Source organism: Desulfobacterales bacterium, from assembly GCA_028704555.1.
Lineage (GTDB): Bacteria > Desulfobacterota > Desulfobacteria > Desulfobacterales > JAQWFD01 > JAQWFD01.
In genome coordinates, this window is the sequence record JAQWFD010000007.1 from 13,131 (window position 1) to 35,655 (window position 22,525).

Annotated in this window: 15 protein-coding genes; 7 read left to right on the forward strand and 8 right to left on the reverse strand. The window is 49.5% G+C overall.

What is annotated here, in order from left to right:
* Window positions 1-171: 171 nt before the first annotated feature.
* The 5 genes from treY to PHQ97_04265 form a co-directional block, all read right to left on the reverse strand.
* Window positions 172-2,964: a malto-oligosyltrehalose synthase gene (gene treY / locus PHQ97_04245; GenBank protein ID MDD4391947.1), complete on the reverse strand. Its 2,793-nt coding sequence runs from the start codon at window positions 2,962-2,964 to the stop codon at window positions 172-174.
* A gap of 67 nt (window positions 2,965-3,031) precedes the next feature.
* On the reverse strand, window positions 3,032-5,479 hold the full coding sequence (locus tag PHQ97_04250; protein MDD4391948.1) for a DUF3536 domain-containing protein: 2,448 nt from the start codon (window positions 5,477-5,479) through the stop codon (window positions 3,032-3,034).
* A 4-nt stretch (window positions 5,480-5,483) separates the two neighbouring features.
* A complete protein-coding gene (gene treZ, locus PHQ97_04255; protein MDD4391949.1) occupies window positions 5,484-7,382 on the reverse strand; it encodes a malto-oligosyltrehalose trehalohydrolase in 1,899 nt (632 codons plus the stop codon).
* An 87-nt stretch (window positions 7,383-7,469) separates the two neighbouring features.
* Window positions 7,470-8,729, reverse strand: a complete 1,260-nt coding sequence (locus PHQ97_04260) for a glycosyltransferase (protein MDD4391950.1) — start codon at window positions 8,727-8,729, stop codon at window positions 7,470-7,472.
* On the reverse strand, window positions 8,726-9,388 hold the full coding sequence (locus tag PHQ97_04265) for a DUF5752 family protein (protein MDD4391951.1): 663 nt from the start codon (window positions 9,386-9,388) through the stop codon (window positions 8,726-8,728). The genes PHQ97_04260 and PHQ97_04265 overlap by 4 nt, the downstream gene beginning before the upstream one ends.
* A gap of 202 nt (window positions 9,389-9,590) precedes the next feature.
* Between PHQ97_04265 and PHQ97_04270 the strand changes: the two genes are divergently transcribed.
* Window positions 9,591-11,177 carry a glycogen/starch synthase gene (locus PHQ97_04270; protein MDD4391952.1) on the forward strand — a complete coding sequence of 529 codons (1,587 nt, stop codon included), beginning with the start codon at window positions 9,591-9,593 and terminating at the stop codon, window positions 11,175-11,177.
* A gap of 153 nt (window positions 11,178-11,330) precedes the next feature.
* Here the strand turns inward: PHQ97_04270 and PHQ97_04275 are convergent, their stop codons facing one another.
* The gene (locus tag PHQ97_04275) at window positions 11,331-14,165 is read right to left on the reverse strand and encodes a response regulator (GenBank protein ID MDD4391953.1); all 2,835 of its coding nucleotides are present in this window, start codon (window positions 14,163-14,165) and stop codon (window positions 11,331-11,333) included.
* A 453-nt stretch (window positions 14,166-14,618) separates the two neighbouring features.
* On the opposite strand from PHQ97_04275, the gene PHQ97_04280 reads away from it, so the two are divergent.
* From PHQ97_04280 to PHQ97_04300, 5 genes are all read left to right on the forward strand, one after another.
* Window positions 14,619-15,173 carry a 2-oxoacid:acceptor oxidoreductase family protein gene (locus PHQ97_04280; GenBank protein MDD4391954.1) on the forward strand — a complete coding sequence of 185 codons (555 nt, stop codon included), beginning with the start codon at window positions 14,619-14,621 and terminating at the stop codon, window positions 15,171-15,173.
* Window positions 15,170-15,478 (forward strand): 4Fe-4S binding protein, encoded by a 309-nt coding sequence (locus tag PHQ97_04285; GenBank protein ID MDD4391955.1) that lies wholly within the window; start codon window positions 15,170-15,172, stop codon window positions 15,476-15,478. The genes PHQ97_04280 and PHQ97_04285 overlap by 4 nt, the downstream gene beginning before the upstream one ends.
* Before the next feature lie 4 nt (window positions 15,479-15,482).
* Window positions 15,483-16,694 carry a pyruvate ferredoxin oxidoreductase gene (locus PHQ97_04290; GenBank protein MDD4391956.1) on the forward strand — a complete coding sequence of 404 codons (1,212 nt, stop codon included), beginning with the start codon at window positions 15,483-15,485 and terminating at the stop codon, window positions 16,692-16,694.
* Window positions 16,695-16,743: 49 nt separating this feature from the next.
* The gene (locus PHQ97_04295; protein ID MDD4391957.1) at window positions 16,744-17,646 is read left to right on the forward strand and encodes a thiamine pyrophosphate-dependent enzyme; all 903 of its coding nucleotides are present in this window, start codon (window positions 16,744-16,746) and stop codon (window positions 17,644-17,646) included.
* Window positions 17,647-17,953: 307 nt separating this feature from the next.
* The gene (locus PHQ97_04300; protein ID MDD4391958.1) at window positions 17,954-19,258 is read left to right on the forward strand and encodes a multiheme c-type cytochrome; all 1,305 of its coding nucleotides are present in this window, start codon (window positions 17,954-17,956) and stop codon (window positions 19,256-19,258) included.
* A gap of 14 nt (window positions 19,259-19,272) precedes the next feature.
* On the opposite strand, the gene PHQ97_04305 is transcribed toward PHQ97_04300, so the two are convergent.
* Window positions 19,273-20,187, reverse strand: coding sequence for an AEC family transporter (locus tag PHQ97_04305; protein MDD4391959.1), 915 nt, complete (start codon window positions 20,185-20,187; stop codon window positions 19,273-19,275).
* 286 nt (window positions 20,188-20,473) lie between these two features.
* Here PHQ97_04305 and PHQ97_04310 point away from each other — a divergent pair, with 286 nt between their 5' ends.
* Entirely contained in the window at window positions 20,474-21,862 is a 1,389-nt protein-coding gene (locus PHQ97_04310; GenBank protein MDD4391960.1) for a CDP-archaeol synthase, read from the forward strand.
* A gap of 30 nt (window positions 21,863-21,892) precedes the next feature.
* Here PHQ97_04310 and PHQ97_04315 read toward each other — a convergent pair whose 3' ends face one another.
* A complete protein-coding gene (locus PHQ97_04315; protein ID MDD4391961.1) occupies window positions 21,893-22,285 on the reverse strand; it encodes a response regulator in 393 nt (130 codons plus the stop codon).
* Window positions 22,286-22,525 lie beyond the last annotated feature (240 nt).

The window sequence follows — 22,525 nt, forward strand, 5'->3', positions numbered from 1 at the left end:
CAGTCAGATGCGTCGTGAGTCTCAACAGTCGTGAGTCAAAAGATAAAGTCGTGAGTCACTAAAGTCGTGAGTCTCAACAGTCGTGAGTTGAGAGTTGAGAGTCTTCTGCCCTCTGACTTCTGTGCCCTTAACCCTCCGAGCTTTTCTACGCTTTTAACTCAGCACTCAGTCCTATTCCCTTTCCCCTGCCATCATCGCCACCGGAAACCGGTCCAGAATATCGCCGATAAAAAACCGCTCATGGAGGCGAACCGGCTCGCCAGTCAATACATTGATCCACCGGGATGGCGCTTCCGGGGGCAGCATGATCTGCGTATCGTGCCAGACCTTTCGGCCAAGCGGATGCTGGGCCTCTTTTATCAGGGAAGTGAAAAATCTGGGGGCGATGGTCATGCACCACTGATCTTCCCAGACACGGATGTAGGCGATGATATGATCTTTCAGTGTGCCGGATGCATACAACGGCATGTAACTGCGGCTCTGAAATGTGGTATGGTGCTTTCTGCGGGCCTCAAGGGCTTTTACTGTCAGAAAGCATTTGATCTCTCCGTTTTCTCTGGATGTCAGCAGGTCGGTCAGCAAAGAGGCGATATCGGTGCGTTCTTTTTCCCGGATCGCCCGCAGGCAGGCTTTCCGAGCCTTAAAATCAACGGGTTTTCGGTTGTCCGGATCGGTCAGGTTCAGGTCCCACAGTTCCGTACCCTGATAAAAATCCGGGATGCCCGGCGCTGTAATTTTGATCAATACCTGTGAAAGTGAATTCCATATGCCGTAACCGGCCACCTTCCTGAAAAACGGATGAAAATGTTTCATAAATCCGTTGCCGGGCCTATCCGTCAGAAGCCTGTCGATAAACTCCGTGCAGGCTGATTCATAAGATAAATCCGGATCAAACCATGAAGAGTGCACCTTCGCCTCTCTGAGCGATTTCACCATATGCGCTTTGATCCGATGAGCGAAGGTGGACGGGTGGCTTCCGTCAAACGGAAAGGAGCCGATCAGGGTCTGATAAAGGTAGTATTCCTCATTGGGGTCCGGTGCCGGAACCCCGTTTTTTATGATTTTTTTATCCCTGTTCAGTCCGGACCAGATTTTGAGCGTACTTTCCCACTCGTGCGGGATTTCCGACAGGACGTTGAGCCGGGACCGGACATCTTCACCCCGTTTGGTATCATGTGTAGCGGTGGCGTTCAGGCAATGGGGCCATTGATCCGCCCGATGCCGCATAGCATCATGAAATAAATCCGGATTGCTGCCGAACCGGGCAGGGGCGGTACCCACATCGTTGAGCGACAGCAGGCGGTTGTACTGATAAAAGGCCGTATCTTCAAGCCCTTTGGCCATCACGGGAGCCATCATCTGCTGGAATTTCATGACAAATGTAAGGCATTTTTCCGTTGGGTCATGAAACCCTTTTAACCCCGATACCATCATGGCCAAGATAAATTCAAGTTCACGCCTGAGTCCCGGCCGGTTTTCAATGGCTGTGGCAGCAGCAGATTGAAGATGGTCACGATCGATCGGGCTGCAGCCCCGGGCGGATATGAAGGTTCTGTATACCGGAAAGCAGGTCAGCAATTCTCTCAGAGCGGATCTTAACCGGTGGAACGTGAAATCTTTGCCGTGGCGGTAACCAGCCGCGATATTTTTGAGCAGGAAGGATATATTATTCAGATCACCCGCCATTTCTTCTTCCATGAACCGTTTTTTTGATTGATGGACGAGGTCCGGCCATGGGGTGATGTTTCCTGTAAATTCCTGATATATACGGGTAAATTCCGGAGCGGTATCGGTCCGGCAGAAGATCGAATTCACGTGGCCCAAAAAGTCATAGCCGGTAGTGCCCTGGACAGGCCATGACAAAGGAAGCTTCTCGGTGGCGCCGAGAATTTTTTCGACCACGATGAACCTGTCCCCGACACGTTCAGCAAGGTGCTTCAGGTATGCCTCCGGATCATAAAGCCCGTCAATATGGTCAATTCTTAATCCGGATATCCTCCCGGATTCGATCAGCTGAAGAACCAGTTTGTGAACATGGTTGAATACTTCCTCCTTCTCTGTTCTCCAGCAGATCAATTCATTGATGCTGAAAAATCGGCGATAGTTGATTTCATCCGCAGCTGTTTTCCAGTAAGACAGACGAAACCGCTGAGATCCCAGAAGCTCATCAAGCCCGGAATAACTTTCCGGTGAATCCTGACTGCCGTTAAAGCGATCGACACCGGTGTCAATGATGCTGCGGATAACCGGATTGCGGTTGTATATATTCCATAACGTTTTTTTTATATAGTGGCACTGTCGTCTGCGCAGTTTTATAAACGGGGACAACGATAAGGATGCGATATGAACCGAAGCGTTTCGCAGCCGGATCATGTCCGGATGGTCCGCAGGGATCCGGCTTTTGCATGCTTCACGTATCGGTTTAAGTATCATTCCATAAGATTCTATGGATACAGGGAATATGAATTTATGATAATGGACTGAAAATCCGTTTGGACCATAAATCAGCCGAATCAGCCCTTTTTCAAGTTCATCACCAAAATGCCCGCCGGCAAATGGCGCCAGCACTTTCTGATTCAGATCCCGGCAGGGATGGTTCCACAGGATATCAAAAAAACCGGCATAGTCTGAAGCCATGCCGTTTTCCAGAACATCCATGAGCAGGGCGTTATCCGGATCAAAGGCGGTATGGTTCGGAACGATATCCTGAACCCATCCCATTTGATTGAGGTTGATTTCATCTGCCAGTCGTTCGAATGTTTCAGCAGAACCCAGTTCAGGATTGATCTGATTTGGATCAATGATATCGTAGCCATGCTGCGATCCCTTTCTGGACTTGAAAATGGGAGACGCGTAAATATCTGTCATATTCAGATCCGACAAATAGGAAATGACACCGGCCGCCGAATTAAAATCAAACTGCTCGTTGAACTGAAGCCTGTAAGTGGCAATCGGAATTCTCATCGTATTAATCCGCAGTCATGAGTCGTGAGTCCGCAGTCGTCTGCCATCTGACCTCTGCCCTCCGTCCTCATTCTTCGATATAAAATGACAGATTCCTGCCCACGGCGATAAAATGCTCAACCCACCGGCCAGCGGCTTCATCTTTTTGTTGAGCCTTGTTCTTCATTTCCGGATAGGTATCGGTCATGATGGTATTGAACATGTTTTGAATTTTTCTCAGATTCACGTTAAATGGAAGTATCTTCAGGAGATTGACTGCGGATTCCTGTTTTTCAAGGGCCGAAAAATCTAAGGGCTGCTTAGAAAATGAATCGGCAATCAGTTCAAGCGATTGCCGCAATGCATATTCAAGTGTCAGCGAATCCAGGGGAACGCCGATCATTCCGGCTTCATCCAGGTGACTTTTTATCTGATATTCCTCAAAATTTTCATTTTGAAATGCTTTTAGAAGGTGAAAATTCAGATAAAATTCTGCTGATTTGTACAGACTGTCCGGAATAGGTATATTTATATTTTTCAGAAATCGCAGCATGGCGGCATTGCTTTCGTATATCTGCTGGAAGGCATTTTGTGCTTCATCTAAGGCCGGCTGCATGATTTGATCCAGAATTTTACGTTGTTCATCGTGGAATATAGTTTGAAGCGAATAGATGGATGTGCCGAAATAGTTATTCATTAACTGAAGCGTTTTTGGAAAATCCGCTTCGGAAAAGGCCTGAGAGATGGTTTCCTTCATTGACTCGTAATTTTCATCGGATTGAAATTCATGGGAACCGCAGGTAAGGGTATGTTTGCCCAGATGAAGCACGGCAAAACACAGCCGGACAGATTCGTTTATAATTTCCGATGTGATACGAATTCGTCCTGTCAGCAGCTTTGATCTGCCAATCGTATGGATCTGGTAATCTTCCCTGTCTGCGGTGTAGCAAAAGATGGATGCCTGATCGGCATATTGCTCGAATATCGAACTCATGGCATAATGGGCTCCCACTTTTTTTAAATCCACCATAGACGGTATGATAAATTTTTCGTATATGAGTCGACCATTTCCATGTTCAGGAAAATTGCTCATTGCTTCTTCCAATTTTGTCAGAAAGTTTGTTTCTATGGAATTTCCAAACAACTCTTTGTAAATCTGGATGGCCCGTCCGGCGTATTGAATGATTTGTACGGTTTCGATACCGGAGATTTCATCGAAGAACCAGCCGCAGCTGGTGAACATCAGCATGGCATTTCTCTGAAGTTCCATGAGCTTCAACACCGTGTTTATTTCGGGAGGCTCCAGTTTTCTTACCGCATGACTGGAAAGAAACGCTTCGATCGTATCATTGGACCGGGGGGACCGGTTCAGGGACCGGTTCAGCAGGATCTGGATATAATCATTGCGTGCGGTAACCGGATTTTTCAGAAGTTGTTGCGCCTTTTCCATATATGGGGGTGACAGTTGATCCCGGAGCCAGTTCAGGGATGCCCGAAGCGGCGCACGCCATGACTGGTTCCAGTCCGGATGTCCTCCGGTACAGCATCCGCAGTTGCTTTTCCATCGCTCAATTCCGTGAGGACAGCTCCAGGAGGAATTTTCCACCAGTTGAACGTCATAAGCCGGTGGGTGCTTTTCCAGAAATTCGCCATAATTGGTTAACGATACCGATGTCTGGGATTCGATGAAGTTCAGCGCAAAGGCAAGTCCTTTGTCGCCACCCTGATAATGATGGCCATAGGTTTCTCCGTCTGTGGCGATATGGACCAGCCCGGAGCTGGTCTCGTCCGAAAAGCCGTTCAGGAGCATTTCGGCAAACTTTTTCCCATTCTGCATCAGTCCCTTGTATGCGACGGCATGCGATATTTCCGCGTCGTAAAAAAAGATGGATATGGTTTTGCCGGATGGCAGCCGGGCGTTATAGGCCATGGTGGTATCGATCGTGTCAGGTGCTGCATCTGACCAGATGCCTTTATCCGAGGGTTTTATCCGGGCAGCCTGATGCGGGGCGAGGATCGTAAACCGGATACCCAGTTCGACCATCATATCCAGGGATTCGAGATCAACCGCTGTCTCCGGCAGCCACATTCCCTCGGGTTTCCGGTTGAACCGGTGGGTGAAATCCTGGATTCCCCAGTATATCTGGGTATATTTATCCGCGGGATTGGCCAGAGGAAGAATCATATGGTTATACGGTTGAGCCAGCGCGGAACCGTGCCCTGAAAAAAATTGCCGGCTTTCAACATCCGCTGTTAAAATGGCATTATAGACGTCCGGTGCTTCATGTTCCAGCCAGGTCAGCAATGTGGGTCCGAAATTAAAGCTGATTCTGGAATAGTTATTCACGATTTTCAGAATCTGATTTTTCTGGTTTAAAATCCGGGAGGTGGCGTTGGTTGCATAACATTCAGCCGTAATCCGGTGATTCCAGTCATGGTATGGATATGCCGAGTCCTGGAGTTCTACGGCTTCCAGCCATGGATTTTCACGGGGCGGCTGGTAAAAATGTCCGTGAATACAGATATATTTGTTCATCTGTCTATCTCTCCTCTGTTTGAGTCTCGCCCGTTTGAATTTCCCCCGTGTGAATCTGATTGGCCAGTTCGTTATCCAGGGTAAACAGAAGCACCGCATGCGGTGCTGAAGTTAGCGTTATCAGTCCTTCTGACAGGATTTGAGGTGGAATTGTGCTTCCGGGACCATTCCATTGCAGCTCTGTCGAATCCAGCCGTTTATCCCATTGGCCCGGAATCCCTCTTATTTCGAATTCGGCCGGTTCACTGTTAAAATGATACAGCAGCAGGGCATGGCTGGAACCATTCCAGCGATGAACCGTCAGTGTGTGCCGGTTTTCATTTGCGGTTACCGTCATCTGATCTTTATTCAGACAGGCCAGAGCAGGGATTGTTTTCCGCAGGTGTATCAGATAGCGGTAAAACTCAAACAATACCCGGTGATGGCCTTGGTGTCGAAGGCCATGATTGAGTTTGCACTGTAAAAAGGTGGAGATATCCTGAGGGTCCGGAGGAACCCCCTGCCATTGAAAAGCGGCAAACTCCTTTTCGCGTCCCTTGCGGACAGCTTCAATCAATGCGGGATCAGAATGGCTGATAAAGTACTGAAAGGGAGCCGGCTCCCCGTATTCCTCACCCATGAACAGCAGGGGAATAAACGGGGACAGCAGGGCCAGGGCCGCTGACAGTTTCAGGACTTCAAATGAAACCTGAGCGGATAAGCGCTCACCCATCATCCGGTTACCCACCTGATCATGATTCTGTATAAATACGATCAGGCGGTCAGCGGTCAGTTGCCGTGAGGAATTTCCGTGTCTGCGATTTCGATAGAACGAATATTGTCCGGAATAAACAAATCCTTCCCGACAGGCTTTGGCCAGGTGATCCAATGTTCCGAAATCCTGAAAGTAGCCGGTTTTTTCTCCGGTTACCAGGCTGTGGACGCTGTGGTGGAAATCTTCATTCCACTGGGCATCCAGATCATAGCCTCCAAGATATTCCGGGCGTACTATTTTTGTATCGTTGAGATCGCTTTCCGCAATCGTGTAGACGCGCCGGTTCAGGCTTTCTGACAGGCGGTGGACGGTTTCCGACAGCTCCAGGAGAAACGGACGGGCGGAAAAATCCATGATGGCATGAACCGCATCGATTCTCAGTGCGTCAATATGACAGTCGTGAATCCAGTAGATCGCATTTTCAATAAAAAACCGGCGGACATGGTCATTTCCCCGGTCATCGAAGTTCATGGCCGGTCCCCACGGGGTTGAATATACATCGGTGAAATAAGGGCCAAACTTGCTGAAATAATTCCCCTCGGGCCCGAGATGATTGTAGACGACATCCAGAACAACGGCCAGTCCTTTGCGATGACAGGCGTTGACCAGATTTTTTAATCCGGTCGGACCCCCGTAGGAATGCTGAATCGCAAACGGATAGGCCGGATCATACCCCCAGTTTCGATCCCCCGGAAACTGGGCAACCGGCATCAGTTCGATGGCGGTAATTCCCAGATCTTTGAGTGTGTCCAGCCAGGGGATAACGGCTCCGAATGTCCCTTCCGGGGTAAAGGTGCCGACATGCAGCTCATACAAAATGTACCGGCTCAGACAGATGCCGGACCAGTGGCTGTCATTCCATGAAAATACGGAGGGTATGATTTCCGAAGGGCCATGCACGCCTTCGGGCTGGTATCGAGATGCAGGATCGGGCCACGGCCCCCCGTCATCCAGTTGATAAAAGTACCGGGTTCCGGGACCTGTGCCATCGATAATACCAGAATGGTAGCCATCGGCATTTTTTTTTAACGCCTCGCTCCGGTTTTCAGGATACACGATATGGACATTCACCTGCCGGGCAAAAGGTGCCCACACGATAAACCGGCATCGGTTCAGTCCCAGAAAGGTGGCGCCCAGTTTTGTATTCATCCATAAACCCCATCGACCAGAGTCGATTCCCTGCACCTTATACCCTGCACCTTATACCCTATACCCTATACCTTTCATCCTGTTTTTTTACCGGTCCATTTTACAAAACAATTCAATCCGATCCCGGGTACCACGAATGACTGCCAGCATTAAAGACAGGTATTCGCGAAGATGACGTGTCAGGAGAAAATTTTCTCTGACGTAGGTTCTGGCTTTGGCGCCCATTTCATCCAGTTTCTCCCGGTTGTTGAGCAGATAACGGATGCGAAGTGCAGCCCCTTCCGGCGTATTGACCAGAAATCCGGTATGATTGTCGATCACCTGCCGGCGAATACCGCCGGTATTCCCTCCGATAACCGGTTTGCCTTTCCACATGGCTTCGGTAACGGTCAGTCCGAATCCTTCTTTGAGCGATTTTTGAAGCGATATATCGGCGATGCGCTGGAGGGCGTTGATGGTGCGATGGGCATCGGACGGAAGCAGCAGCACGTGAATATCCGGATCATCCTGAGCAATGCTTTTGACCTCGGACAGGACTTCTTCGCCTTCGGGGTCATCCGAAGCGCCTCCGCCGGCCAGCACCAGCTGCAGACGCGGATTGAACTCTTTGGCCAGCCGATAGGAACGGATGACGCCGACCGGGTCCTTGAAACGATCAAATCTGGAGACCTGAACGAGTATGGGCCGTTCTCTGTCCAATCCGTATGTGGTGCAGACTGTATCGATTTCTTCGGGACATAACTCGGCGTTTTTATCACTTAACGGATCGATGCTCGGCGGTATGATGTATAACGGATGGGGCATGGGACGGGCAAAATCGGGCAGGGACCAGATGCTCGCGTCATATCCTAATATGTACTGTCTTAAATATTTCCAGACGGGGCGGTGAGGGCGGCTGGCATCGATATGACACCGCCATATCCATTTGCCTTTCCGGTTGCTGCACAGGTTGAGCAGCGGTGCGGGTTGCGGATCATGGATAACTACGATATCGGCATCCTCCAGATCATTTCGGAGTTTTTCAAAATTGGTTTGATTCGTATGCTCGTAGGCGGTTAGCAGCGATTGCGATATGTCCTCACGGGTTCCCTGAAGTCCATTGTGCATTTTTTTGGTGCACTGGTAAAAATCCGATTCACCGGTGATGACGTGCCAGATCGCATTCAAGCCGAGTTCCTGCTTCAGGGGAATCAGATTATGCAGTATCTCAGCCACGCCCCCGCCTTCTTTGGTGGAATTGACATGGACCACCTTGATGCCTTTGAGCGATTCAGCCACCTGCCTCAGATGATTGATAACGTCAGTGCCGGCGACCATTGCATAGTTGTCAAGTTTACTGGCCATCATGCCTCCCTTTTGTTAAAATAGGCATATAAAATAGTGACAAGCTGGTTGCGTAATTCCGTCAGGCTGTTAAAATATGGATCAATAGCAGCGATATCATCGGCAAGGGTTGTAAATTGGCCATCGATTCCTCTCAACCATTCTGAAAAATCATTTTCTCCTGAAACGGTTCTCCGGCGGGAGTCAATAAAATGGTAGAAAATACTGCTGGAAGACATTTTGCTGACGGTTTCGGGCAATTTTTCCGGATTGCTGATACGAATACACGTATCAAATACGATGATTTGAGAACGGAGCAGAAAAAACGGATGATCCACATGAATCCAGGGATTGAAGTCTTCCTCATCCATTCGATCCTCGATGACATCTATGACTTTCCGGCGCAGATCATCCATGCGGCTAAAGTCCGTCGGGTTCAGTATGGCCAGCCTTTCGGCCAGGCGATGGTCATGGAGATCATTCCAGGCCCAGGCAGCAAAATCATTCTGATACTCCCGATCGACAAAACGCGGACGCAGCAGTGTGTCCCAGAAATGATAATACATGATTCCGAAATCGTCATTGGCTGTCAAACGGTCCTGTAATTCTCTCAGGGTGTGGGCTTTTTCACCTGTTGCGATGGCGAGCAGAGCACAATCCAGCACACCAAACGGATTGGCCATGGTCCTCTCCTTTCATGATTACGATTGATGAAGAATGTTACTAAGATACGTGAAGACTTGCTGTTGCCGTGATATTATGCCGAGACGAGAAACGTTCAGTTGTCAGGTAATTTTACATAATCATCATATAAAGCCTGCGATATCTTTTCAAGAAAAACCTTTCTCCTGACCAGGGCAACGATTATTTTAAAAGGAACCTTTCATGAATATTTTGATAATGGCATCGGAAAATGACGGTATCAAAGGCGGCAAGGTCGGTGGCCTGGGCGATGTGATCAGGGATGTTCCGCCGGCCCTTGCAGCACGTGGCCATATGGTGCATGTGGTGACGCCTTCATATGGCTTTTTGCATCGGATCAACGATTCCAGGCAAACCGGGACCGTCGGGTTCATGTTCTCCGGTCGGTTTCATGAAGCGGATCTGTATGAGGTTCAAGGGAAAAACCACCATTCCCACATTCGCCTTTCGGTTATTGAACATCCCGTTTTTGCTTCCCAAGACAATCGGGGGGATCATTCGTTTTATTCTTTTGACCCGCCGGATCGTCCCTTTGCATCGGATGCGACGAAATTTGCGCTTTTCTGCATGGCAATCGCAAAAGCGGTTACAGATGGCGTGTTTGGCCGTTTGGACTGCATTCATCTGCATGACTGGCACATGGGTTTTTTCCTTATCCTGAGGGCATTTCATCCGGAGATGAAAGGGCTTCAACAGATTCGAAGTGTTTTCAGCATTCATAACCTGGCTCTCCAGGGAATTCGCCCGTTTCGCAACAGTGATTCATCGCTGGAAGCATGGTATCCAGGGCTCGGTTACAATCCGGATCTTCTTTCCGACCCCCGGTGGCGGAATTGCGTGAATCCAATGGCGTCGGCTATTCGATTAGCGGATGCAGTGCACACGGTTTCTCCTGCCTATGCCGATGAAATTCTTCATCCCAGCAGGCAGCCCATGTTTTACGGTGGGGAAGGACTTGAAGCCGATCTGGTGCAAGCCAGGGACAAGCACCGCCTGTCTGGTATTCTCAATGGCTGTGCTTATCCGGAATCGCACCAGCCTGCCAGGATGAAGTGGCAGGCGCTGCTGAAATTGCTGTCCAACGCTGTTATTCAATGGTGCGGGAAAAGCCATACGGTTCCGGCAGCCCATTTTATTGCCTGTGAACGGCTCAAACAGCTTGAGCGATTATCCCAAAAGCCGGATATGGTGATGACAACGGTCAGCCGGGTCGTTGAACAGAAACTGTATTTGATGAAAGCGCCCGGATCTGTTCAGATGACGGGTCAGATGTCCGGTCTGGACCAACTCCTGAGAGATATCGAAGGCCATGGCGTCTATCTGTTTCTTGGCGCCGGTGACCCGGAATATGAATGGTTTTTGACACAGATGAGTTCCCGGTACCGTCATTTTGTGTTTTTAAACGGGTATTCGGAGGATTGCGCACAGGCGTTATACGCAAACGGGGATCTTTTTGTTATGCCCAGCAGTTTTGAACCCTGCGGAATCAGCCAGATGCTGGCCATGCGTGACGGCCAGCCCTGCCTCGTCCATAATGTGGGGGGGTTAAAAGATACGGTTCAACACGGATACAATGGGTTTGTTTTCAATGGGAACACTGTCATCGAGATGGTGGATGATTTTATCAGGACAGGCAGGGAAGCAGCTGAAATAAAACTGAATGCCCCGGATAAATGGAAGAAAATATGCCGCCAGGCATCGGATTGCCGATTTCTGTGGGATGACTCGATTGGGCAATATGTTAAGGGACTGTATGAGGGGAAGGGATAGTAGGGAGTAGGGAGTAGGGAGTAGGGAGTAGGGAGAGAAAGATAGGGGGCGGGTAAAAGAGTATAAGGTTTAGGGTACAGGGATAAAGGGGAAAGTGGTCTGTATTTCTGCCTACTCCCTACTGCTTACTCTGCCCTCTGCCCTCCGTCCCCCTTAACTTATTTTTTTAAGCAATTCGAGCGCTTCATCGTACTCATAATCATGAATATGTCTTTCGAGAGCCTGCCGGTTCGGTGGGTCAAAAAACGGGCTGACCGATTTTAAATGGCGGTAGACACCGATTGGATCATAATGAATCAGGGCGTCGGTCAACAATTGCAGTTCGGGCTTGACATCGTTGCTCTCGTCCGGTTCAATCTTTTCAACCGGGCTCTCGGTCAGTGTCTGCAAAGACGACAGAACCTGATTCAGCTTCTGTATCAGCGGGTCAATCAGGCTGGCATCCGGTGCTTCAGTGTCGTTTACGGTGGCGCTCTCAAGATCGTATGCGGCAGCGCGCAGGGGTTCGGCGCAAATATTGGCGGCACTTCCTTTGAGACTGTGGGCGATCAGATGAAGCTGCTTCCAGTCGTTTTTTTCAACACAGTCTTTTATTCTTTCTCCGGTTTGCAGATTGCTCTGATGAAATCCGGTCAGGATTCGTCTGAATATATCCGGGGCAATATTCAAGGCGGACAAAGCGCTTTGGATATCAATTCCGGGCAGTGTTGCGGGTAAAATATCTACAGAGCGCTGTTTCTTTTCATCCGGGTGCTCAAATTCAAGGGCAGGCTTGTCCGCCTCTGCGGGAGGCTCAACGGCCTTATATCGTTCGATGGCTTTCCAGAGAATCTGATACAGCCTGTCCTGACGGATGGGTTTGGAAATGTATGCGTCCATTCCCGCTTCAAGGCATTGTTTTTCAATGTCTTTTGTGGTGTCAGCCGTCATGGCGATGATCGGAAGATTTTTTAATTCCGGATTGTTACGAATCGTGAGGGTAGCCTCGTACCCGTCCATATCCGGCAGCTGAATGTCCATAAATACGGCATCGAAATCATGTTGTTTCAAGGCATTTAAGGCTTCAGTACCGTTTTTCGCAATGTGTACCGTAACACGAGCGGTTTCAAGCAGGACCTTTGCAATTTCCCGACTGGTTTCGTCGTCTTCAACAAGTAATACACGCAATCCTTTCAGTCTGTGTTGATTCAGAGCGGAGCGGCTCTTAACGGATGTCTGTCGGACCGGATATCGGAATACCTGTTTTCCGAATGCATCCATGATTGCGTTAAACACGGCGGCGGGTGACATCGGTTTCATCAGAAAACCGTTGATCCCCGTTTTTACGGTATCCATTTTTTCATTTTCAATACCGTATACGGACATGAGTATAATTGGAATGTCCAGCTGTAAATCCTGTCTGATTTTTTTCGATGTCTCTATTCCGTTCATATCCGGCATGTTGAAATCTATCATGATCAGCGAAAAGGGGACTTCCGTACTTTGGGTGCCTTTGAGCATGTCCAGTGCGTCAATTCCGGATGACACGGCTGTCACATGGAATCTGAAAAATTCGAGGTACTTTCGGATGATATCCCGGCTGTCCGGGCAGTCATCAACGACCATTACCTTAAAGCCATCCATCTCATCAGGTACCGTTATCACCGGATATTCGACCTCCGGCTGCAAATCAAATTCTGCGGTAAATGAAAATGTACTGCCTTTTCCCGGCTGGCTTTGAACCTGAATATCTCCATTCATCAGCCTGGCCACTTGACTGCTGATACTCAGGCCGAGACCGGCCCCCTCATATTTGCGTGTGGTGGAAATATCCTCCTGTGTGAATGGTTTAAACAGCATTTGCTGATGCTTTTCAGATATACCGATTCCGGTATCTTTCACAATAAATGATAATTGGATCCGGTTGGCGGACAGCTCCGATGCGGTTACACTGATCAGGATCATACCGTTGTTCGGAGTAAATTTTAAGGCGTTTCCGACCAGATTGTATAAAATCTGCTGAAGCCGGAGAGCATCTCCAATCAAAGCTTTTGGCATTTCCGGATCAATATCGGTGAGAAATTCGATTTGTTTTACCGCCGCTTTGCTGACAAACGTATTGGTAACCCGGTCAAGTATGTCATCGAGCCGGAACGGTTTGATGCTCAGAGCCAGTCTGCCGGCTTCGATTTTTGAAAAATCGAGAATGTCATTGATAATTCCGAGCAGGGAGCTGGCCGAGGCATGAATGATTTTCAGATAATGTTTTACTTTCGGCGAAATGGCCTCGCTCTGTGCCAGTTCAGCAGCTGCAATGACCCCATTCATGGGGGTTCGGATTTCATGGCTCATATTGGTTATAAAAGCGCTTTTTGCCCGGGTTGCGACCTCGGCCTCCTTTTTTGCCTGTTGAAGCTCTATCTCCATCTGAACCCGGTCGGTAATGTCCCTGCCTTCCGGTATCAGATATTCAATATCGCCGGCAGGGTTTTTTACGGGTTTGAGTGAAAAGTCAAAATGATGCCATTGCCCGTCCGCGGTGGGATGAATCGATTCAAAACGGATAAATTCACCAGCGGCCGCTTTTGTTATGGCATCCTGAAGCCGGATCTGAAGATCCGGAGAATGGCTCCACCATGGGGTTTCCCATAAAAGTTTTCCTTTTATATCGGATTCGCGGACGCCGATGGCATCCAGAGCCGTCTGGTTGGCGGTTATGATCGTACCGTCGGGTGTCAGAAGGCCGATAAATTGAAATGTCTGATTGAATATGGTGTTCAGCTTTTTTTCATTTTCCTGTAACTGCTGTTTCATCATCCGGAAGTCAGATTTTTTTTTGAGAAGGAGCGTGGTGGCTCTGTTTAACTGGGCGGATCGTTTTTCGGCTAACTGTTCAAGCTGATCCCGGTGCTCCATCAGTTTTTTGTTTTGATGACAGAGGCGGGTTGTCTTTGACTCGAATTGTCTGATCCGCCGGACCAGATTATCGTAAGTCCGTTGATCGTTCATCAGGATTTCCTCGTTCGTTTACCAAGGGGGAATTGGGGAACAGCTGATCCGTGTCGCAGTTCTTATTATATACTGATAAAACAGATAGTTATTTAATAATATGAGTGGATTGCATGAAAATTTAATCCTTGCCAATCCGTGACGGATTAATGTATGAAATTCGGTTAATATATTTATTTATAACCATAGGCCGTGATTTTGTAAATTCAATTTTGAAATAGCGCACGGCCATTGCTGATTTATTATTTTACTTTGGGCCTCGGAAGGAATTAATTGCCACAGCCTTGCTTGTTTTTTTGTCCGTCTTCTGCGTTGCATCAAAGAGCACATGCAGCAAGCATGCACTTTTTGAATGCGCCTTGAAGACGAATAAAAATCCTGCCCAATTTTTGTGGAATTAATGCCTTCCGAGGCCCTTAAAAGACAGCGAGCGAGATACACATGAAAAAAGACATGATAGAAATCAGATGGCACGGAAGGGGAGGGCAGGGGGCGATTACCGCAGCCAAAATCGTTGCGAAAGCCGCCTTTGAATCCGGCTACCCGGGCGTCGTGATGGTGCCGTCATTCGGTACCGAACGCAGGGGGGCACCGGTAATGACCTCTTTGAAAATATCCAGGCAGAAAATATATGACCTTTCTCCGAGCCTGACTCCGGGCATGGTCGTTGTGCTGGATCATATGCTTCTTGAAGAAGTGGATGTGACCGCGGGGTTGAAGCCGGGCGGGTGTATGATCCTGAACTCCTCCGTTGAACCGGCTACCCTGGATTTTCCGTGGATTACGATTGCGGTTGCGGATATCAATTCCATTGCCGCAGAGGCCGGGCTGCCAAAAGCCATTGTAAATACCGGAATCATCGGCGCATTTGCCAAAGCCGCCGGATTTTTGGATATGAATGTATTGGTCCCGATTATAGAGGATGAGTTTCGGAAGATCAGGCCGGAAGAAAATGCCCTGGCGGCAAGGCTTGCTTACGAACGGACACGTGTGGAGGTGTGCAGATGACAAACCCGGATTCTAACTGTAAGTTCTCATATAGTCGTCCCGGTCCGGGCGATGGGGGCCATACCGGTTCATGGCGGGTGCTGCGGCCGGTTATTGACATGGATAAATGTACGCCTGCCAGAAAAAAGGCACCGGCCTGTTTCATGTGCTGGCTGTATTGCCCCGAAGGGGTCGTATCCCGCACTATTCCCCCAACGATCGATTACCAGTACTGTAAAGGGTGCGGAATATGCGCCGAACAATGCCCGGTTCATGCCATTAAGATGGTTGAGGAAAGCGGATTGACTGCAAAGGAGGAGGACTGAGACCATGCATATCATTGAATCAGGCAATGTGGCAGCGGCGTGGGGCGTAAAGCTGTCAAAAGCACAGGTGGTGGCGGCCTACCCCATTACTCCCCAGACGCCGCTGACCGAAAAGCTCTCGGAACTGATCGAATCCGGTGAAATGAAAGCCCAGTATATTCCGGTTGAAAGTGAACACAGCGCGCTGGCCGTGTGTATCGCCGCATCCACCACCGGTGCCAGGGCCTTTACGGCCACGAGCGCAAATGGACTGTTGTATATGAATGAGCAGATTCACTGGGCAGCAGGCGCACGGCTGCCGCTGGTGATGTGTGTCGTAAACCGGGGCGTCGGGGCGCCGTGGACGATCTGGAATGATCATCAGGATTCCATGTCACAGAGGGATACCGGATGGATTCAGATATATGCCTGTGATCATCAGCAGATTATCGACACGGTGATCAAAGCCTTCCGGCTGGCAGAAACGGTCAGTATTCCCGTAATGGTCTGTTATGACGGCTATCTGCTGTCTCATACCTATATGCCCTTTGATGTACCCGATGAAACGCAGGTGGATAGATTCCTGCCATCGTATCGGCCCGAACGGTTTCTGGACCCGAATATGCCGGCCAACTTCAATACGGTCACACTGCCGGAGTCCCGGCCGGACCTGCAGGGTGAACCGGCGCCCGGATATATGGAATTCAGGACCCTGCTGCACAAGGATATGCGAAATGCCCTGAATACGGCAGCTGACATTGAACAGGCGTTTTCAGAGGCGTTTGGCCGCGGCGGTGATCCGTTCATCGAGGCCTGGCGATGTGAGGATGCCGACTGTATCGCGGTGGCGCTGGGGTCTCTGGCCTACCAGCTCAGGGATGTGGTGGATGTGCTTCGCGAGGAGGGGATCAGGGCCGGTGTCGCGGCGATTCGCATTTATCGACCGTTTCCGGATGAGGCGGTTTTCCGGTTGCTGGCCGGAGCCAAAAAGGTGATCGTGTTTGAAAAGGCGCTGAGTTACGGCTATGAAGGGCCGCTTTGCGCGGATATAAAATCGGCGCTGTATGCCCATCTATCGAGTTTGCCGGAGCGGCCCGATGTGCAGGGGGTCATCCTGGGACTTGGCGGCAGAGAGATTAAAACCGATGATCTGGTCGATGTGTTTCGACAATCGTGCAAAGATGACCGTGCGTCAGGCAAAACAAAGTGGTTAGGGCTCGCGCAAAAACAATTATAAACGGATTTTTGTGCGAACCCTTGGCCTGAAGATACAGGAGTAAAAACATATGCAAGCGAAAACCAGTATATTAAGCCTTCCTGAAGAGGAATTCATTCATCCCGGTAATCGGGCCTGCTCTGGCTGCGGACTGGGCATTGCCTATAGAATCGGGCTCAAGGCTCTTGGGAAAGATACGATTCTGGTGGTTCCCCCCAGCTGTCTGACAGTTCTTCAGGGACTTTATCCCATAGCCTCCACGAAACTGCCGTGTCTCAACGTGACGTTTGCCTCCACGGCAGCGGGCGCCACTGGTGTCCTCGGTGCCCTGAAGGCGCTGGGAAGAACAAAAACAACCGTAGCTGCCTGGGCAGGTGACGGCGGAACCGGCGATATCGGCATCCAGGCGCTGTCCGGCGCTTCAGAACGGCAGGAAAACTTTATTTATATCTGCTATGACAATGAAGCCTACATGAATACGGGGGTACAGCGGTCCGGTACCACACCGCACGGGGCGCTGACGTCAAACACCCCGTTGTTAGGCAAACTTCAGCAGAAAAAAGATGTCCCTTCGATCATGTCCGCTCACGGCATACCCTATGTGGCATCGTGTTCGGCGGCCTATCCCCTGGATCTGTATGATAAAATCCGGAAGGCCAGAACCATTACCGGAACCAGGTATATCCACATCCATACACCTTGTCCGTCCGGATGGGGATTTGATCCGAAATATACGGTAAAAATGGGACAGATGGCCGTGCAAAGCGGCCTGTTTGATCTGTATGAAATTGAAAACGGGCAGTTCCGCCTGACCGGCCCGTCTGCAAAACTGATGACAACCGGCAAAATGGCTGATGTCGAAGATTATCTCAAGTCACAGCGCCGTTTTCGGATTTTATCCGCAGAGCAGATTTCACAGCTTCGTCAGCAGATACAGACGAAATGGGATGGGTACAGGAAGGCTTTAAGCTGAAAATATATTCAACACACCACAATCTGTCTTTTCTTTAATCTGCGGAAAATATTTTTTTTGACAGATTACGCAGATTGTTATTAATATTTTTTCAGAAATAAATCAGGTCTTCAACGCCCCCCCTTCAGAGGCGTTGAAGACCCTTCTTGTTTTTATGGTTTTGACACGTTGAACGACATTTATTATACTTCAGTAAATGTTCCTGTCCGATAGAAATCCCCCGAATCTTCATAGCATTTCCAGTTTATAGGCGGTCGAAAATATTAACCGCGTGTTTTTTTACTCATATTTCCAAGAAGGAGGCCTTATGAAAAGATCCATGTGTGTCGCGTTAATGATGGGCTTGTTGATGATGACGGGAAGTTTCAGCCCGGTGGTTGCAGCTGAAACGGCTGAAAAGGTCGAAGTCTGTATTACCTGTCATAACCGAATGAGCCCGGGGCAGGTTGCGGACTGGAAATCCAGTAAACATGCGGCAGAGGGCATTACCTGCTCAGCCTGCCATGGGGATGCACATAAGGGGCCGGCGAGTGTGGAAAAAGCGGTGCTGCCGGATGAACAGGTTTGTGCCGAGTGCCATGAAGATAAGTTTAACCAGTTTGTAAAAGGAAAACATAATCTGGGATGGGACACGTTGAACGCGATGCCCGTTACCCATGTGGAACCGGATGAATTGATGGAAGGCGGCAAAGGTTGCGGCGGATGTCATAACATGGGAATTAAGAGCGATGAAGAGAGAAAAAAACTTCATGACAGCGGCTACCGGTATCAGAATAATTCCTGTGATGAATGTCATACCCGCCACAGTTTTTCCAGAAAGGAAGCGCTTCACCCGGCGGCCTGTCAGCAATGCCACATGGGATTTGATCATCCCCAATGGGAAATGTGGAGCAGCTCCAAGCACGGGACACGATGGAAAGCCAAGATCTCGGGTATGTTGCCAGAAACTGCGAATGCGCCAAAATGCCAGGATTGCCATATGCCGGGTGGGTCTCATGAAAACCACACCGCCTGGGGCTTTCTGGGCGTACGCCTTCCGTTGCCTGAAGATCCCCAGTGGGCTGCGGATCGGGTGACCATCCTTAAGGCCCTGGGCGTTTTGAATCCGCAAACCGGAGAACCCACTGCCCGGCTTGATGCGGTTAAAACCCTTGACCTGGCTCGGCTGACCGCAGAGTCCTGGGAAAAAGAGCGGGCGAAAATGATAAAAACCTGCCGCAACTGTCATTCCGAACAATACGCCAGAAAGCAGCTTGAAATGGGGGATGCCATCATGCAAAAAGCCGACCGGCTCATGGCCGAAGCCATTGAAACCGTGGCAGCGCTTTATCGTGACGGCATTCTCAAAAAACCGGATGCGTATGCCTTTGCCTATCCGGATCTTCTGTATTTCATGCGAACCGGGGGCGGGAACCTGAATCAGGCATCCCATATCGATCAGATGCTGCTGGAAATGTATCTGAAAGACCGGATGCGGACGTATCAGGCCTTTTTCCATGTCAATCCCGATTATGCATACTGGTATGGCTGGGCCATGATGACCGAAAAACTGACCGCCATAAAGGAAAAGGCGGTCGTGCTCAGAAAATTGCATGAACCGGCGAAAGAATAGCGAGCCCTACGTTTCTACGCCATCATCAGAACGACCGATAACGAGGCAAACGACAATACGGTGGACAATACCACCGTGGCGGCGGCCAGCTGTGTATCGCTGTTGAGCTGGGATGACAGGACATAAATCGCCGGTGAAGTGGGAAGGGCGAAAAAAATCATCCCGGTTTTAAAGGGGATGGGATCAACCCGAAACAGCGTCATGCATAAGAATCCCAACACCGGAAATGCGATCAGCTTGAAAAAAGATCCTATAAGCGAGAGGTTAAAATACCCTTTGATTGAGCCGAGCGTCAGACTGCCGCCGATGGACAGCAGGGCCAGGGGCAAAGTTACCAGAGATGCCAGGTGAAAGGTGTTATCGATATAAACGGGAAAATGGTTCACTGTCCGGGCATACACCAGTCCGCCGATGCAGGCGATGATCAGTGGATTTGAAATCAGCGCTTTGATCGTCACCTGCATTCGATGCCCGAGACTGAACTGAAACCCGGAAAACCAGATCAGGGTGGATACCGCCAGCACGTTGATCAGCGGAATGATTATCCCGATCAGGATTCCAAAATACATGATACCTTCCTCACCGGTTGCGTTGAGTATGACAGCCATTCCGATATAGGTGTTGAACCGGTAGCAGCTCTGGGAAAAAGAGCCGGCTTTAAAGTCCGGAATCTTGTATTTGACGATATACCACGTGCTGAGAATGTACAGTATCAGAAGCGCGCAAATGGAGGCCGCACAGAATGCCCAGTCAACGGCCGCCCCAGTTTTTGAGCTGCCGATTTTCCAGAACAGCATGACAGGGAAAAAGATGTAATAAATCAGTTTGTCGGAGGTGTTCAGAAATTCACTGGAAGTCATTTTAAAGGCTTTCAGCAATGCCCCCAGCGCCAGTAATGCAAAAATCGGAAAAAGGCTGTTCAGTACCATGGATACGATTCCTGTAGTTAATATGTCTGTTCGTTCTGATCTCAGGGCCCCGGCAAACCGGTGTTTTTTATGTGCCGAGTGTTATAAGGTGAATTTGCTTGCAATGTCAATCAGAAGTCAGAGATCAGAGAGAACGGATGGCTGCGTGGGTCGTTATGTAGCGGGCCGGCAAGGAAAACTGGTGCCTTACGATTTACTCACGACTTACGGACTTACGGACTCACGACTCAAGACTCAAGACTCAAGACTCACGACTGATAACCCATAACAGATAACCCATCCCTTCATGCCAGGTACCGTAGAAATCACCATATTCCTCTTATGTGTCAATGCCGTCCCGGCGTTGCTGGGTTTTGTCATTCCGGAAATAGGCGCTCAGCCGCTGGATGGCAATGCACGGTTCAGGGATGGGTTTGCTCTGTTCGGTAGCCATAAAACGATCCGGGGGGTTGCAGGGGGGATCTTTACGGGCGGAGTTGCGGCGCATCTGATAGGGGTTTCTGCGTTGGCCGGTCTGACGGCCGGTCTGTTGAGCATGATCGGTGATGTTCTGTCCAGTTTTATTAAGCGCCGCATGGTCCTCTCTGAAGGGAGCCATGCACCGCTGCTGGATCAGTGTTTTGAAACCGGTTTCCCGCTGCTGTTTTTCCATTGGGCATATGCCATGCCCTGGGTCAGGATGGTTGAATGCGGTTTGTTTTTTTTCGCCATTGATCAAACCGCATCCATTTTTTTACAGAAAATGCTGATTCCTCCCCCTGCCGGGGAATTGACCCGGCTGGTAAGGTCTTCAGCCAGATTGCGGGTATGGCGCGCCTGCCATGCAACCTCTTCAACACTGGCAAGATACCTGAATTTTGAAAATGTTATCTATTATCACTGGTTCATGAAAAATACGTTTAAAATCGTCGGGATATATGAACGGGGCCGTCATAACGCACTGGATGTCCGGTTGCAACATCTTCATTTTTCATGTCCGGGGCTTCCTGCGGTATTTGATCCGTTTCAAATCCTGTTTATCGCTGATCTGCATATAGACGGACTCGATGGTCTCGATGACCGTCTGATCAGTCTGGTTTCGTCGCTGCAGGTGGATGTCTGTCTTCTGGGCGGAGATTACCGCATGGAGATGTATGGACCGTTCTTTAAAGTGATGCACAGGCTCCGCCGGATCATCAGACACATACAGGCCTCGGAGGGGATATTCGGTATTCTGGGCAATCATGACTGCATCAGCACCATACCCGATCTTGAAGACTGTGGTATCTGCATGCTGGTCAATGATGCATTTAAACTGGAGAAAAACGGAGAGCAACTATGGCTGGTCGGGGTGGATGATCCCCATTATTATAAATGCCATGATTTAAAAATGGCATTTCGGGATGTGCCGCAGGGGGCCTTTTCGATCCTGATGTCACATTCGCCGGAAATAATGAAGAGCTCAGCCGGCTATAAGATTGATCTGTGCCTCTGCGGCCATACCCATGGGGGGCAGATTCGATTGCCGGTTATCGGTCCGGTATTTACCCATATTCAAATGCCGCGGCGGTTTGCCGGGGGAATGTGGTCCTATGACGCTACGATCGGATACACCTCATCCGGAGCCGGTGCTTCCGGGGTGCCGGTTCGCTTCAACTGTCCGCCGGAGGTGGCACTGATCACATTGAGCCGGTAATATCCTGATATCGGTGGCCGGATCAGGTGGCTATTCCTGAAGGATGTCCTTCAGTTTGGATTGGATGCTTTTAAAGGAATACGGCTTTTGGATAAATCCGTCTGCACCGGCAAGCAGGAGATCCCGGATGATCTCGTTAAAATTGTACCCACTGCTGAGCAGCGTTTTTATATCCGGACGAGACTGCCTGAGTATATCAAACAACTCTTTGCATGCGATATCCGGTAATACGATATCGAGAATGGCCAGGGCAATCGGTCCGTCATAATATCTGGCGATATCTATGGCCTGTTCACCGGATTCGGCTTCGATCACATGGTAGCCGATTTTTTCGATGATTGCCCGGGCAATATGTCTTACCATCTGATCGTCATCGACAACGAGGATCGTTTTTTTTGCTTTGAAATGGCCTGTGCCATGCATAATTATTTATCCATGAATTGAGTGTGTTGTATTATTTATGTTAAAGTTAAAACTTAATCTGTCATGAATCCTTCTGGAGCCCTGTTGAAGTATGTATTCCCCCGTAAAAGCGTAAAAATGAGTAAAATTGCGGCACCAAACGCGGCAGCCGTTCCGGATAACGGGGAACCGCGGTCCATACAGCCATCGGGTTTCAGGTACGCTGATTATATTTATCGTTACACAAAGCCTGTACGGGGG